The organism is Burkholderia pseudomultivorans (assembly GCF_902499075.1).
Taxonomy (GTDB): Bacteria; Pseudomonadota; Gammaproteobacteria; order Burkholderiales; family Burkholderiaceae; genus Burkholderia; species Burkholderia pseudomultivorans.
Map to the genome: position 1 here is coordinate 16,025 of NZ_CABVPP010000059.1, position 14,592 is coordinate 30,616.

Consider the following 14,592-nt stretch of genomic DNA (forward strand, 5'->3'; position numbering starts at 1 on the left):
CCGGATGCGTGCTTACTGCAGATGGTTGAGCGCGATGTCGATGATGTCGAAGTTGCGCAGCCGCGCGCGGCGGGCTACGTCGGCAGCGACCGGCTTGCTGAAGATCAGCGGCACGATCTGCTCGGAGAGCCCGCCGTGCGAGCGCAGCGGCACGTCGAGGCCCGACAGGTCGTGCTTGATGCGGCGCGTACCGAGCACGACGTCCTGCTTCGAGATCACGATCAGGTCGCCCATCCGCGCGGGCGGCAGCTCGAAGCGTGCGCAGCCTTCGGCGCCGCTCAGCACGAGCTCGATGCCGTCGACCGCGGCGAGCCGCGCACGCAGCGCGTCGACATCGGCCGACGCCGGCACGTAGACCGTCGCGAACGAGCCGAGCGCACCGTGGTGCACGACGTACGGATCGGTGATCGGCAGGATCACGCGCGCCGCGTCGTGGCCGAGCCATTCGTCGAACCGTTCCTGCAGGTAGATCACGTTCGGCTCGCCGGTCTCGCCGTCGTGCTTCGCGTTCATCCCGTGGTCGGCGGTGATCGCGACGATCGCGCCGAGCTCGTCGAGCCGCTTCAGGTACCCGTCCATCATTTCGTAGAACGCGTTCGCGCCGGGCGTGCCGGGCGCGCACTTGTGCTGTACGTAGTCAGTCGTCGACAGGTACATCAGGTCGATCGGGCGCGTCTCGAGCAGGCGCACGCCGGCCGCGAACACGAACTCCGACAGGTCCGCGCTGTACACGCTCGGCACCGGCTTGCCGACCAGCTCGAGCACGTTGTCGATGCCGTTTTCGTCGAGGCTCGCCTCGTCGGCCTTCTCGGACGAGAAGCAGATGCCCTTCAGCCCCTTGCCGAGCAGGCGGCGCAGCTTGTCCTTCGCAGTGACGACCGCGACGCGCGCGCCCTGTTCGGCGAAGGTCGCGAGCACGGTCGGCGCGACCAGGTACTTCGGATCGTTCATCAGCACTTCGGCGCCGGTGTCGCGATCGTAAAAGTAGTTGCCGCTAATGCCATGCACCGCCGGCGGCACGCCTGTCACGATCGACAGGTTGTTCGGGTTCGTGAAGCTCGGCACCACGCACTCGCCCTTCAGCGCGGTGCCGGGCTTCAGCAGCGTGCGCAGGAACGGCGCGACGCCGGCCTCGGCGGCCTCCTCCAGATATTCGTACGCGCAGCCGTCGACGCACACCACCACGACAGGGCGGTTCATCCAGTTGTAGCGGCGGCCGTTCACTTCCACGGAAACAGGCGTTTCAGTCATGACGTTCAGTCCTTTCGATCGTAGAGAGGTTGGGCTGTCGGCGCCCGCGCCGCGCCGAGGGGGTGTTTTCCATGCTTGACATTAAAATCGAGGATTTGTAGATTGTCAACAACATGCAGAGAACAGAAAGCAATGTTCCAGGGCAGCAGAGGGCTGGTCTCCACCTATCCGCCGCGTGCCGCGGCGTCACAGTCAAGGGGTCTGAAGATGAACGAAATGCCGGTATCCAAGCGTTTCAACGGGTGGGCGGCAGGGGCGGCCCGCGTTGCGCTGGCCGCCGCGGTCGCACTCGGTGCGGCGCAGGCGGCGCACGCGAAGACGTCGCTGCTCGTCTACACCGCGCTGGAAGACGAGGCGATGAAGCCCTACAAGGACGCATTCGAGAAGGCGAACCCCGACATCGAGATCCGCTGGGTGCGCGACTCGACCGGCTCGGTCACCGCGAAGCTGCTCGCGGAGAAGAACAACCCGCGCGCCGACGTCGTGCTCGGCCTCGCCGCATCGAGCCTCACGCTGCTCGACCTGCAGGGGATGCTGATGCCGTACGCGCCGAAAGGCTTCGACCAGCTCACGCGCAAGTACAGCGACGCGAACACGCCGCCGCACTGGGTCGGCATGGACGTATGGGGCGCGACCATCTGCTACAACCGCGTCGTCGGGCAGGCGAAGGGCATTCCGAAGCCGACGTCGTGGGAGGACCTGACCAAGCCGGTCTACAAGGGGGCGATCGTGATGCCGAGCCCGGTGTCGTCGGGCACCGGCTACCTCGACGTGACCGCATGGCTGCAGACCTTCGGCGAAGACAAGGGCTGGAAGTTCATGGATGCGCTGGACAAGAACGTCGCGCAGTACGTGCATTCGGGCTCGAAGCCCTGCACGCTCGCCGGCACCGGCGAATTCCCGGTCGGCATCTCGTTCGAGTTCCGCGGCCACGAACTGCAGGCGCAGGGTGCGCCGATCGACCTGGTCTTCCCGAAGGAAGGCCTCGGCTGGGACATGGAAGGCACCGCCGTGATGAAGACGACCAGGCAGCCGGAAGCGGCGAAGAAGCTGGCCGACTTCATGGCGAGCAAGGAAGCGAACGAGATCACCGCGCGCTGGTGGGCGATCGTCGCGTACCCGGGCGTCGCGCGCAAGCTCGCCGGCATTCCCGACAACTATGCGGACCTGCTGGTGAAGAACGACTTCGTGTGGTCCGCGAAGAACCGCCTGTCGATCCTCGACACCTGGCAGAAGCGCTACGGCGCGAAAACGCAGCAGTAAGGCCATGACCCGCCGCGGGGCCGCCGCGCCCCGCTTCCCCCGTTCATCGTCGAATCCGGCCTCGCGGCCGGCCGCAGCATGGAGGCACGCATGGCACCTTATCTGAGCGTAGAACGCATCGAGAAGCGGTACAACGACACGCAGGTCCTGAAGGACATCGACCTGAGCGTGATGAAGGGCGAAATGATCTGCTTCCTGGGGCCGTCCGGCTGCGGGAAGACCACGCTGCTGCGGATCATCGCGGGGCTCGAGACGCAGAACGCCGGCCAGATCATGCAGGACGGCCGCGACATCTCGCGGCTGCCGCCGCAGCTGCGCGACTACGGCATCGTGTTCCAGTCGTACGCGCTGTTCCCGAACCTCACCGTGTACGACAACGTCGCGTACGGGCTGGTCAATCGCAAGATGAAGCGCGAGGCGATCCACGAACGCGTGCACACGCTGCTCGCGCTGGTCGGCCTGCCCGACAGCCATCGCAAGCATCCGGGGCAATTGTCCGGCGGCCAGCAGCAGCGCATCGCGCTGGCGCGCGCGCTCGCGACCTCGCCGGGCCTGCTGCTGCTCGACGAGCCGCTGTCGGCGCTCGACGCGCGCGTGCGCGTGCGGCTGCGCCAGGAAATCCGCGCGCTGCAGCAGCGGCTCGGCGTGACGACGATCATGGTCACGCACGATCAGGAGGAAGCGCTGTCGATGGCGGACCGGATCGTCGTGATGAATCACGGCATGATCGAGCAGATCGGCACGCCGCTCGAAATCTACCGTCAGCCGGCGTCGCCGTTCGTCGCGGACTTCATCGGCCGCGTCAACACGATTCCCGCCGAAGTCGCGCCCGACGGCTCGCTGCGCGCGGGCGAGGTCGGCTTCGACTGCCGGCACGGCAGCGCGCGGCCCGCGCAGGGCGCGGCGGTGTCGGTCTACGTGCGGCCGGAGGACCTGCGCATCCGCGTGCCGGGCGAGACGGCCGACAACGTGCTCGCGGGCCGCGTCGAGAAGCTGGAATTCCTCGGCGCGTTCTGCCGCGTGAGCTTCCGCATCGACGGGCTCGACGGCCGCGAAATCGTCGCCGACCTGTCGTATCGCGACGTCGACCGCACCGGCGTATGCGCGGGTGCGCGCATCGACCTCGCGCTCGATCGCGAGCATGTCCGCGTGTTCCCCGCCGCAAAGGAGCGACTGCAATGAGCGCCGTACTCGCCGAGCGCCGCCGCGGCGCCTCCGCCCCTGCCGAGGTCCGGCAGATGACCCACTGGCACGACCGCATCGCGCAGCTCGCACTCGTCGCGATGGCCGCGCTGCTGTCGATGTTCCTGCTGTTGCCGCTCGCGCTCGTCGTGCAGAAATGCTTCGTCGACGCGGACGGGCATTTCGTCGGCCTGCACAACTTCGTCGCGTATCTCGAGGACAGCGGCGTGCTGCGCTCGATGCTGCATTCGCTGACGGTCGGCGCGCTGGTCACGTCGATCGTCGTGCCGATGGCGTTCACGTTCGCGTATGCGCTGACGCGCTCGTGCATGCCGTTCAAGCATGCCGCGCGCACCATCGCGCTGCTGCCGCTGCTCGCGCCGACGCTGTTGTCCGCGGTGTCGTTCATCTACTGGTTCGGCAACGCGGGGCTGCTCAAGCCGCTGATGCACGGCCATTCGATCTACGGGCTGCCGGGCATCGTGCTGAGCATGGTGTATGCGTCGTTCCCGCACGTGCTGATGATCCTCGTCACCGCGCTGTCGCTCGCGGACGGCCGGCTCTACGAAGCCGCCGCCGCGATGGGCACGAGCCGCACGCGCAAGTTCTTCACGATCACGCTGCCGGGCGCGAAGTACGGGCTGATCAGCGCGACGATGGTCGCGTTCACGATGTGCATCAACGACTTCGGCGTGCCGGTCGTGATCGGCGGCTCGTACAACGTGCTGTCGACCGACATCTACAAGCTGATCATCGGCCTGCAGGACTTCAACCGCAGCGCGGTCGTGAGCCTGATGCTGCTATGCCCGGCGCTGGTCGCGTTCGGCGTCGACGTGTTCATCCGCCGCCGCCAGCAGTCGCAGCTCGGCGCGCGCTCGACGCCGTACCAGCCGAAACCGTCGCGCGGCTTCGACTTCGCGATGCTCGCGTACTGCGCGATCGTGTGCGCGTTCTTCGTCGCGGTGGTCGGCGTGTCGGTGTTCGCGTCGTTCGTGAAGTTCTGGCCGTACCAGATGGCGCTCGGGCTGCAGCACTACAAGATGGGGCTGATCGGCGCCGGCATCTTCGACGCGTACAAGAACAGCTTGCGGATGGCCGCGACGGTCGCGATCGGCGGCACGGTCGTCGTGTTCGGCGGTGCCTACCTGATCGAGAAATCGCGCGGCGCACGCTGGCTGCGCGGCTTCATCAGCCTGTGCGCGATCCTGCCGATGGGCGTGCCGGGGCTCGTGCTCGGCATCAGCTACATCTTCCTGTTCAACGCGCCGGGCAATCCGCTGAACGGGCTGTACGGCACGCTGTGGCTGCTCGCGATCGTCACGGTCGTCCACTACTACGCGTCGAGCCACCTGACTGCGGTCACCGCGCTGCGACAGATCGACGGCGAGTTCGAGGCCGTGTCCGCATCGCTGAAGGTGCCGTTCTACAAGACCTTCCTGCGCGTGACGGTGCCCGTGTGCCTGCCCGCGATCCTGCTGATCGCGCGCTACCTGTTCGTGAACGGGATGACGACCGTGTCGGCCGTCGCGTTCCTCTACTCGCCCGACACGCAGCCCGCATCGGTCGCGATCCTGAACCTCGAAGACGCGGGCCAGATGGGCCCGGCCGCCGCGATGGCGACGCTCGTGCTCGCCACCTCATCGTGCGCCTGCCTGCTGTTCGCCGCCGTGTCGCACCTGCTGCTGCGCCGCACGCAGGCCTGGCGCACCCCGCATCGCCGCTGATTTCGCCCCGCACGACCCGACTTCCAAGGAGAAACCATGACGCTCGCCGCTCCCATCCTGCTCACTCCCGGCCCCCTGACGACCTCCGACCGCACGCGCGACGCGATGCTGCGCGACTGGGGTTCGTGGGACAGCGACTTCAACGCGATCACCGCGCGGTTGCGCGAACGCATCCTGCAGATCGTGCACGGCGAAGGCACGCACGAATGCGTGCCGCTGCAAGGCAGCGGCACGTTCTCGGTCGAAGCGGCGATCGGCACGCTGGTGCCGCGCGACGGGCACGTGCTGGTGCCGAACAACGGCGCGTACTGCCAGCGCATCGCGAAGATCTGCCGCGTGCTCGGCCGCCGGCTGACGACGCTCGACTACCGCGAGGACCGCCGCGTCGAGCCGGCCGACGTCGACCGGGCGCTCGCCGCCGATCCGGGCATCACGCACGTCGCGCTCGTGCACTGCGAGACCGGCACCGGCGTGCTGAACCCGCTGCACGAAGTCGCGCAGGTCGTCGCGAAGCACGGCCGCGGGCTGATCGTCGACGCGATGAGTTCGTTCGGCGCGATCGAGATCGACGCGCGCGACACGCCGTTCGACGCGGTGATCGCCGCGTCGGGCAAGTGTCTCGAAGGCGTGCCGGGAATGGGCTTCGTGATCGCGAAGCGCAGCACGCTCGAACGCTGCGAAGGCAACAGCCACTCGCTCGCGATGGACCTGTACGACCAGTGGGTCTACATGCAGCGCACGACGCAGTGGCGCTTCACGCCGCCGACGCACGTGGTCGCGGCGCTCGACGCGGCCATCGCGCAATACGTCGACGAAGGCGGCCTCGCCGCGCGCGGCGGCCGCTACCAGCGCAACTACCGCGCGCTGATCGACGGGATGCTCGCGCTCGGCTTTCGCCCGTTCCTCGATCCGGCGATCCAGGCGCCGATCATCGTCACGTTCCATGCGCCGGACGATCCGAACTACGATTTCAAGACGTTTTATCAGGAGGTCAAAAAGCGCGGCTACATTCTGTATCCGGGCAAGCTGACCGAGGTCGACACGTTCCGCGTCGGCTGTATCGGCCACTTCGGCGAAGCCGGCATTCCGGGCGCGGTCGCCGCGATCGCCGACACGCTGAAGGCGATGGGCGTGCGGCGCATATCGGCCGAAGCCGCGGCGTGACGCGCGCGACTGCCTGAGGATCCGGCCGCGTGCGCGACGCGCGCGGCCGGCCGCGGTGTGGTTTTTCCGGCCGTGCGCGGCACGGCCACGACCCTTACTGGCAAGACATCCGATGCGACCCTTCTGGATCGAACAAGCGCTGTTCAACGACGGCGATCTCGCCCCCGCGCTGCAGGGCGCGACGCAGGCCGACGTGTGCATCGTCGGCGGCGGCTTCACCGGGCTCTGGACCGCCATCCAGACGAAACGGCAGAACCCCGCGCTCGACATCGCGATCGTCGAGAGCGACCTGTGCGGCGCCGGCGCGAGCGGCCGCAACGGCGGCTGCCTGCTCACGTGGTCCGCGAAATTCCTGACGCTGCGGCGGCTGTTCGGCGAGGCCGAGGCGATCCGGCTCGTCAAGGCGTCCGAGGCAGCGGTCCAGCACATCGCCGATTTCTGCCGCGAACAGGCGATCGATGCGGAGCTGCGGCTCGACGGCACGCTGTACACCGCGACGTCGCGCGCGCAGGTCGGCACGCTCGCGCCGGTGCTCGACGCGCTCGCGCAGTGCGGCATCCACAGCTACGAGCCGCTGCCGCCGGCCGAAGTGGTGCGCCGCTCGGGCTCCGCGCGCAATCTCGACGGCGTCTACTCGCCGATCGCCGCGACCGTGCATCCGGGCAAGCTCGTGCGCGGGCTGCGCCGCGTCGCGCTCGCGATGGGCATCCGCATCTACGAACGCACGCCGATGCTCGACTTCACGCCCGGGCAGCCGGCGGTCGTGCGCACGCCGTCCGGCAGCGTGACCGCGAACCAGCTCGTGTTCGCGATCAATGCGTGGATGGCGAGCCGCTTCCCGCAGTTCGAACGCACCATCGCGGTGGTGTCGAGCGACATGGTGATCACCGAGAAATGCCCGGAACTGATCGAGCGCACGGGACTCGTCGACGGCGTGTCGGTGCTCGATTCGCGGATCTTCGTCTATTACTACCGCACGACCGCCGACGGGCGGCTGATGCTCGGCAAGGGCGGCAATACGTTCTCGTGGCGCAGCCGCGTCGCGCCCGTGTTCGACCGGCGTTCGCCGTACGAGGCAGAGCTCACGCAGAGCCTGCGCGCGTTCTTTCCGTCGCTCGCCGGCGTGCCGATCACTGCGAGCTGGAACGGGCCGTCCGACCGCTCGGTGACGGGCTTCCCGTTCTTCGGCCGCCTCGACGGCGCGCCGAACGTGTTCTACGGCTTCGGCTATTCGGGCAACGGCGTCGGGCCGACCTACATGGGCGGGCAGATCCTGTCGTCGCTCGTGCTCGGCGTCGACAACGCGTGGACGCGCAGCCCGCTCACGCACGGCCCGCTCGGCCATTTCCCGCCGGAGCCGCTGCGTTACGTCGGCGCGCACGTCGTGCGCAACGCGATCCGCCGCAAGGAGCGCGCGGAAGACGAGAACCGGCATCCGGCCATCGTCGATACGTGGCTTGCGAAATTCGCGAGTGCGGCGGGGAAGGCCGACAAGGCGTAGCGGCGCTTGGGTCGCGCACGATCGCGATCGCAGAATCAAAAAGGGACGCCGCGAAGCGTCCCTTTTGCGTTGCGCCCTGGAATGCCGGCGCGGTGGCAGGCAGCGCTTACGCGCGAGTCTTCTCGCGCGCCGCCTTGCCGGTCGCGGGCAGGCCGTGCTCGTGCGTGCGGCGCATCCGCGCGAGCCCGTGCGCGATGTGCTCGCGCACCAGCGCGACGGAGGCCTCCTCGTCGCCGCTCGCGAGCGCCTGCACGATCTTGTCGTGTTCGGCGGCCGACACCTTCAGCGCATCCTCCTCGGCCTCGATCGCCGCCTGGCGCAGCAGCCCGAGCTGGCGCACGAGCCGGCGATAGGTGTCGGTCAGGTGCGTGTTGCCGACGCCGACCACCATCGCATCGTGGAACTGCACGTTCAACTCGGTATAGCGCGTGACGTCGTGCGTCTTCGCGGCGTCCTTCATCGACTGGACGATGCCCTTCAGGATCTGCAGCGTGTCCGGCGACATGCGCTTCGCGAGCGCGCGCACGACCGATTCGTCGAGCATCGCGCGCACCTCGTAGATCTCCTCGGCCTCGCGCAGCGGCACGACCCGCACGGTCACGCCGCGGTTCTTCTCGTTGCGCAGCAGGCCGGCCTGCTCGAGCGCGCGGAACGCCTCGCGCACCGGGCCGCGCGACACGTTCAGCCGGGTCGCGATCTCGACTTCGTTGAGCTTCTCGCCGGGCGCATATTCGCCGGACACGATCGCCCGTTCCAGCATGTCCTGGACGATCATCGCGAGCGACTGGCTCTGCAGGAGTTCGATGGCGTTGAGCGCGTTCGGGGCGGTCATGGTCGGGCAGGCAGCAAGGCTAGGTAGAAAACGAAGGCGCCAGATCGGCGAATGATCGTTGTATACCGCTTGCCAGACAAATTGTCAACAGTTTTCAGTTTCCAAAAGCCAATTTCGCTTGCCGAAACCCGTGCGGCCGGCGGAACGCATCCCGGCCGGCCGCGCGACGCACGCCGTCCGTCAGGCCGGGCGCTTCGCCGGCCCCGGGTCGCTCTGGCTCGGCCGCCCCGTCTCGACGTGGCCCGCGAAACGGCGCACGACCTTGTCGTCGCTGCCGCGCAGCGTGGTCGCGGTGATCGTCAGGTCGTACCAGCCGTGACTCGACGACAGTGCCCAGTGATCCTCGACGCGCTCGCCCGGCTCGAGCGTGTAGCTGCGCGCCGGCGCATGGCTGTATGCGTTGTCGACGACCACGCGGCATGCCGCGCCGCCGCGGTTGCGCAGTTGCAGGTACACGTGGCGGTTGCGCACGTCGTAGCCGATCTTCGCGTCGGGGTTCGCATGGCGGCCGTCGGCCGCGAGCCGCGTGTTGCCCTGGAACTCGCACAGATAGCCGTTCGGCCCGTATGCGGCGAGATGATAATCGCCGCCGGCGGCCGACGTGCTCCACGTATCGACGAAGCGGTCGTGCGCGGACACCGCATAGCGGCGCGGCGGCGTCGACGGGTTGCGGCGGTCGTACACGTAGAACGCCGCGCCCGCGTCGCCGGTGTTCGCGAAGTCGAGCGACACGGTATCGTCGCGGCCGCTCACGCGGCTGTGCACGAACAGCTCGTACGGCAGCGCCCGCGCCGGTCGCGTGCCGGGCTCCTGCACCGGCATCGTCTGCTGCGCGGGCACCTGGTACGCCTGGCCGGCCGTCGCAATGTGCTGCGGCACCGCGAAGCTGACCGTGCGCGTGTCGGGCCGCGCGGAGAAGTCGAACGCCGACGTCAGGTCGCCGCAGATCGACCGGCGCCATGCGCTGATGTTCGGCTCCTGCACGCCGAAGCGCGCTTCGAGGAAGCGCAGCACCGACGTGTGGTCGAACGTCTCCGAGCAGACCCAGCCGCCCTTGGTCCACGGCGAGATGATGATCAGCGGCACGCGCGGCCCGAGGCCGATCGGCTGGATGCCGCCCGGATCGGCGCCCGGCACGAGCGGGCTCATCTCGCCCGGATACTTGTTCAGGTCGAGCAGTTCGTCGCCGAGGTTCGACAGCAGGTTCGCCGACACGATGCCCTGCCCGCCGACGCCGCTCGTCACCGGCGGCACCGGCGGCACGACGTGGTCGAACAGCCCGTCGTTCTCGTCGTAGTTCAGGATGAACACCGTCTTCGCCCACACCTCGGGATTCGACGTCAGCGCTTCCAGCACCATGTTGATGTAGAACGCGCCGTCGGTCGGCGACGCCTGCGGGTGCTCGCTGTACTTGTACGGCGCGACGATCCACGACACCTGCGGCAGCCGGTTGGCCTGCACGTCGGCCTTCAGCTCGGCGAGCGTGTGGTCGGACGCGCCCTTGTCGACGAGCGGGCCGCTCGCGCCCTCCTTCACCTGGAAGCGCTTGAAGAACATCAGCGAGTTGTCGGTGTAGTTGTCGGTCGGGTCGCCCGGGATGCCGGTGCCGCCCTGGTACACCTTCCAGCTCACCTTCGCGTTCTCCAGACGCTCGGCATAGGTCGTCCACGTGTAGCCGTTCACGTCGTCGCGCTCGCCGATGCCGGGGCCGTTCGGCGGATTGCCGTAGAGGTTGCGCGAGTCGATCGTGCCGGTCCACAGATAGATGCGGTTCGGCGCGGTATCCGCATGCGCGGAGCAGAAGTACGCATCGCAGATCGTGAAGGCATCGGCCAGCGCGTAGTGGTACGTGAGATCCTGGCGCTTCAGGTAGCCCATCGTCAGCACGTCCTGCTTCTGGTTCACCCACTGGTCCCACTGGCCGTTGTTCCACGCGAGATGGCCGCTGCTCCAGCCGTGGTTGGTGCCGGGCTGGAATTCGGTGGTCTGCTTCGGATCGAGGTAGAACGGCAGCACGTACGGCGCGGACGGATCGAGGCCGCGCGAATGGTAGTTCTTCGTGAACGTCGATGCCGGCGGCTGCTGCCAGACCGGCGCGCCGTTCGGCAGCAGGTGCGGACGCGGGTCGTCGAAGCCGCGCACGCCGCGCAGCCCGCCGAAGTAGTGATCGAACGAGCGGTTTTCCTGCATGAAGATCACGACGTGCTCCACGTCGCGGATCGTGCCGGTGCGGTAGGCGGCCGGCATCGCCAGCGCCTTGCGGATCGCGGGCGGAAAGCCGGCATAGGCGGCCATCGCGCCCGCCGACTGGGCGGCGAGGCGCAGGAAATCGCGTCGATTGGTCGAGGACATGAGGGGAAATCCTGTTGTCGGAGGAATGAAGAGCCGGTCGAGCGGGGCCGGCGGCGGGTGCGCCGCCGTTATTAGTCCGCACCGGCATGTCCCGGCCGTGACCGGTTCCAGCAGGTTTCTTGCGGTCATCCCCAGCTTTTTTTCGAAGCGGCGCACGACGCGCCTTTCATGCGGCCGACACACGCATGCGTTACGCTGACGCGCGCTCAAGAGGGGGAGAAGACGAGCCGTGTTCGATCAGCTGAAGGCGTTCCACGCGACCGTCCGGCAGGGCAGCATCACGCGCGCGGCGCGCCATCTGGGCGTGAGCCAGCCGACGATTGCCGCGCAGATCCGGCAGGTCGAGCAGGTGTACGGCGTCGAGCTGTTTCATCGCAGCGGCCGCCGGCTCGAAGTGACAGAGACGGGCATCGAGCTGCTGCCGCTCGTCGAGAAGATGATCGCGCTCGAGGCGCAGGCCGACATCATGCTGCGCAATGTCGGCGGGCTGTTCGAAGGCCATCTGCGAATCGGCGCGACCGGGCCGTACTACATCATGGACGCGGTCGGGCGCTTCTCCAGCGCGTATCCGTCGATCGCGCTCACGTGCCGGATCGGCAACTCGGAGGAAATCCTGCAGGCGCTGCACGAGTTCCGCATCGATCTCGCGGTGTCGTCGCAGCGCAACGACGCGGACGGCCTCGAACGCAAGGTGATTTCCACCGATCCGCTGGTGCTGGTCGTGCACCGCGACCATCCGCTCGCGCGCTTCGAGGCGATCGACGCCGCACAGCTCGCCGACGTGCGCCTGCTGATCCGCGAGGAAGGCTCGGTCACGCGCCGCTGCACCGAGGCGATTCTCGCGGCGGCCGGCGTCGCGGCCGCGTCGTTCGCCGAGATCGGCAGCCGCGAAGCGATTCGCGAGGCGATCCTGCACGGCGTCGGCGGCAGCCTGTTTCCGCGCGGCGAGGCCGAACGCCATCCCGACCTGCGGATCGTCGCGCTGCGCGACGTCGACACGACGATCGACGAGTACGTGTACTACCTGAAGGCGCGCCGCCACAGCCCGGCGATCGATGCGTTTCTCGCGTGCATCCTGCCGGCCGGCGCAGCCGCGCCCGCGCCGATGCCGACGACGCGGCGCGCGACCGCGCGCTGAGCATGCGCAGCGGGCCGAGCCGCCGCCCTCCCGCTTGCCCAGCGTGCGGCCGCGATCGTCACCGATCCGCGCCGGGCATCGTGCGCGGGCGGCATGCCGGCGCTGCGCGCGTCACTTCGGCAGCGCCGGAATCATCCACGTCAGCACGTGCTGCTGCAGGAACACCAGCACGCCGAGCAGCAGCGTGAGGATCACGCTGTGCCAGAAGGTGCGCGCGAACACGACGCCCTCCTGCCCTTTCAGGTCGGTGGTCGACACGCCGGTCGCGATGTTCTGCGGCGAGATCATCTTGCCCATCACGCCGCCCGACGAATTGGTCGCGGCCATCAGCACCGGATCGAGGCCGAGCTGCCGCGCGGCGACCACCTGCAGGTTGCCGAACAGCGCGTTGCCCGACGTATCGCTGCCCGACAGGAATACCGCGATCCAGCCGAGCGATGCCGACACGAGCGGGAACAGCGCGCCGGTCGACGCGACGCCGGTGCCGAGCGTGTAGCTGATCCCCGAGTAGTTCAACAGATACGCGAGCCCGACGATCATCATCACGGTGACGATCGCGATCCAGGTCTGCCGCCAGGTCTTGACCACGCATTCGAAGAACGCGCCGACGCCGGTGCGCGTAAGCGCGGCCGTGATGACTGCCGACACGAGGATCGCGGTGCCCGTGCCGAGCGGCTGGAAGTCCCACACCGCCGCATACGGCTTGTGGTACAGCGACACGAACACCGCATTGTGCAGGCCCGGCCACTTGATCTTCACGTCGCCGATCGCCGCGACGTTCGCATGCACCCAGACGATCACGACCACCGACACGACGAGCCACGGCAGCCAGCCGCCGAAGCCCGCGCGCGCGCCGCCGCCCGACACGGCGCCCGCGCCGCGCGCGAGCGCGAATTGCGGATCGGGCTGCGGCTTCCAGACCTGCAGGAAGCCGATCGTGACGATCAGCGACGTGAGCGACGACAGCACGTCGGTGAGCTGGTAGCCGAGGAAGTTCGACGTGACGAACTGCGCGATCGCGAAGCTGCCGCCGGACACGAGCAGCGCGGGCCACAGGCGCGCGATCGAGCGCAGCCCGCCATACGCGCCGACCACGTAGAACGGCAGCAGCAGCGCGAAGAACGGCAGCTGGCGGCCGACCATCGCGGCGAGCGTCGCGGGCGGCAGCGACGTGACCGCGCCGAGCACGGTGATCGGCACGCCGAGCGCGCCGAATGCGACCGGCGCGGTGTTGAACAGCAGCGTATAGGTGAGCGCTTCGAGCGCGGGGAAGCCGAGCGCGATCAGCAGCGCGCTCGTGATCGCGACCGGCGTGCCGAACCCGGAGATCCCTTCGAGCAGGCAGCCGAACGAGAACGCGACGACCAGCAGCACGAGGCGGCGATCGTCGGGCAGGTTGTCGAGCATCCATTGCCGGAACTGGTCGAAGCGGCCCGACTTCACCGCGATGTTGTACAGCAGCAGCGCGTTGAAGACGATCCACATCACCGGCACGACCGCGAGCGCCATGCCTGCGCCGACCGCGTTGAACGCGAGGCCGGCCGGCATGCCCCACGCGCCGATCGCGACCGCGAGGCCCGCGACGAGCCCCGCGAGCGATGCCTGCCATGCGGGGCGGCGCAGCACGCCGAGCGCGACCAGCGCGACCGCGATCGGAATCGCGGCGACCAGGAACGACAGCAGCAGCGAGTTGGCGACCGGTGTCAGCGGCTGCGAGAAGACGATGCCGGGCGGCAGGGCGGCGGTGGGATTCATCGTGTCTCCAATGTCGGCTCAAGTTGGCGCTTCAGCGCTTACTTGAGCCCCATGCAAAGCTGTCGGCTCAAGTTAGCGCTTCAGCGCTTACTTGGGCCCCATGCAAAGCTGTCGGCTCAAGTTGGCGCTTCAGCGCTTGCTCGAATCTCATGCAATCGGCGTTCGATCTGCAATCCACGGCCGCAAACAGGCACTTGCGCACACAACCACCTCGCGCCGCCTGCCGATCGGTCGCTGAAAAAAAGGTTAGGAGGCGCATGACGCTTGCACAAGGGGGACAAGCCCGATGCCCGCCACGTCGATACGAGCCAGGCTGAAGCGCGGCTGGCCGCCCGCTGACACGCATGACAGGCAGTCGGCCCCGGCGCTTCGCCGGCGCGCCGGGGCCGCAAATGCACGTGCCGCCGCAATGTTGCACACGCGACAAAGG

General features: G+C 68.2%; 10 protein-coding genes. 6 read left to right on the forward strand and 4 right to left on the reverse strand.

Annotated features, from left to right (window positions below; translation table 11 throughout):
* Positions 1–12: 12 nt before the first annotated feature.
* Positions 13–1,251: a phosphonoacetate hydrolase gene (gene phnA, locus BST28156_RS28225; protein ID WP_060242904.1), complete on the reverse strand. Its 1,239-nt coding sequence runs from the start codon at positions 1,249–1,251 to the stop codon at positions 13–15.
* Positions 1,252–1,458: 207 nt separating this feature from the next.
* Between phnA and BST28156_RS28230 the strand changes: the two genes are divergently transcribed.
* The 5 genes from BST28156_RS28230 to BST28156_RS28250 all read left to right on the forward strand — a co-directional run bounded on the left by BST28156_RS28230 (position 1,459) and on the right by BST28156_RS28250 (position 8,085).
* Positions 1,459–2,514 (forward strand): putative 2-aminoethylphosphonate ABC transporter substrate-binding protein, encoded by a 1,056-nt coding sequence (locus BST28156_RS28230; protein WP_009687354.1) that lies wholly within the window; start codon positions 1,459–1,461, stop codon positions 2,512–2,514.
* A 90-nt stretch (positions 2,515–2,604) separates the two neighbouring features.
* Positions 2,605–3,696: a putative 2-aminoethylphosphonate ABC transporter ATP-binding protein gene (locus BST28156_RS28235; protein WP_174903958.1), complete on the forward strand. Its 1,092-nt coding sequence runs from the start codon at positions 2,605–2,607 to the stop codon at positions 3,694–3,696.
* Positions 3,693–5,420, forward strand: coding sequence for a putative 2-aminoethylphosphonate ABC transporter permease subunit (locus tag BST28156_RS28240; RefSeq protein WP_174903959.1), 1,728 nt, complete (start codon positions 3,693–3,695; stop codon positions 5,418–5,420). Before BST28156_RS28235 ends, BST28156_RS28240 begins: the two co-directional genes overlap by 4 nt.
* A 36-nt stretch (positions 5,421–5,456) precedes the next feature.
* A complete protein-coding gene (locus BST28156_RS28245) occupies positions 5,457–6,584 on the forward strand; it encodes a 2-aminoethylphosphonate--pyruvate transaminase (protein WP_174903960.1) in 1,128 nt (375 codons plus the stop codon).
* A 112-nt stretch (positions 6,585–6,696) separates the two neighbouring features.
* Positions 6,697–8,085, forward strand: a complete 1,389-nt coding sequence (locus BST28156_RS28250) for an FAD-dependent oxidoreductase (protein ID WP_174903961.1) — start codon at positions 6,697–6,699, stop codon at positions 8,083–8,085.
* 106 nt (positions 8,086–8,191) lie between these two features.
* On the opposite strand, the gene BST28156_RS28255 is transcribed toward BST28156_RS28250, so the two are convergent.
* The gene (locus tag BST28156_RS28255; RefSeq protein ID WP_059482648.1) at positions 8,192–8,917 is read right to left on the reverse strand and encodes a phosphonate utilization associated transcriptional regulator; all 726 of its coding nucleotides are present in this window, start codon (positions 8,915–8,917) and stop codon (positions 8,192–8,194) included.
* 180 nt (positions 8,918–9,097) lie between these two features.
* Positions 9,098–11,269, reverse strand: coding sequence for a phosphocholine-specific phospholipase C (locus tag BST28156_RS28260; protein WP_174903962.1), 2,172 nt, complete (start codon positions 11,267–11,269; stop codon positions 9,098–9,100).
* A 229-nt stretch (positions 11,270–11,498) separates the two neighbouring features.
* Here BST28156_RS28260 and BST28156_RS28265 point away from each other — a divergent pair, with 229 nt between their 5' ends.
* Positions 11,499–12,407: a LysR family transcriptional regulator gene (locus BST28156_RS28265; RefSeq protein ID WP_174903963.1), complete on the forward strand. Its 909-nt coding sequence runs from the start codon at positions 11,499–11,501 to the stop codon at positions 12,405–12,407.
* A gap of 111 nt (positions 12,408–12,518) precedes the next feature.
* Here the strand turns inward: BST28156_RS28265 and BST28156_RS28270 are convergent, their stop codons facing one another.
* Positions 12,519–14,162 (reverse strand): L-lactate permease, encoded by a 1,644-nt coding sequence (locus tag BST28156_RS28270; RefSeq protein WP_174903964.1) that lies wholly within the window; start codon positions 14,160–14,162, stop codon positions 12,519–12,521.
* Between the last annotated feature and the right edge of the window lie 430 nt (positions 14,163–14,592).

What these genes read in the sequence shown, in the direction of transcription:
- phnA (WP_060242904.1), bottom strand. Translation starts at nt 1,251, where the DNA reads ATGACTGAAACGCCTGTTTCCGTGGAAGTGAACGGCCGCCGCTACAAC.
- BST28156_RS28230 (WP_009687354.1), top strand. Translation starts at nt 1,459, where the DNA reads ATGAACGAAATGCCGGTATCCAAGCGTTTCAACGGGTGGGCGGCAGGG.
- BST28156_RS28235 (WP_174903958.1), top strand. Translation starts at nt 2,605, where the DNA reads ATGGCACCTTATCTGAGCGTAGAACGCATCGAGAAGCGGTACAACGAC.
- BST28156_RS28240 (WP_174903959.1), top strand. Translation starts at nt 3,693, where the DNA reads ATGAGCGCCGTACTCGCCGAGCGCCGCCGCGGCGCCTCCGCCCCTGCC.
- BST28156_RS28245 (WP_174903960.1), top strand. Translation starts at nt 5,457, where the DNA reads ATGACGCTCGCCGCTCCCATCCTGCTCACTCCCGGCCCCCTGACGACC.
- BST28156_RS28250 (WP_174903961.1), top strand. Translation starts at nt 6,697, where the DNA reads ATGCGACCCTTCTGGATCGAACAAGCGCTGTTCAACGACGGCGATCTC.
- BST28156_RS28255 (WP_059482648.1), bottom strand. Translation starts at nt 8,917, where the DNA reads ATGACCGCCCCGAACGCGCTCAACGCCATCGAACTCCTGCAGAGCCAG.
- BST28156_RS28260 (WP_174903962.1), bottom strand. Translation starts at nt 11,269, where the DNA reads ATGTCCTCGACCAATCGACGCGATTTCCTGCGCCTCGCCGCCCAGTCG.
- BST28156_RS28270 (WP_174903964.1), bottom strand. Translation starts at nt 14,162, where the DNA reads ATGAATCCCACCGCCGCCCTGCCGCCCGGCATCGTCTTCTCGCAGCCG.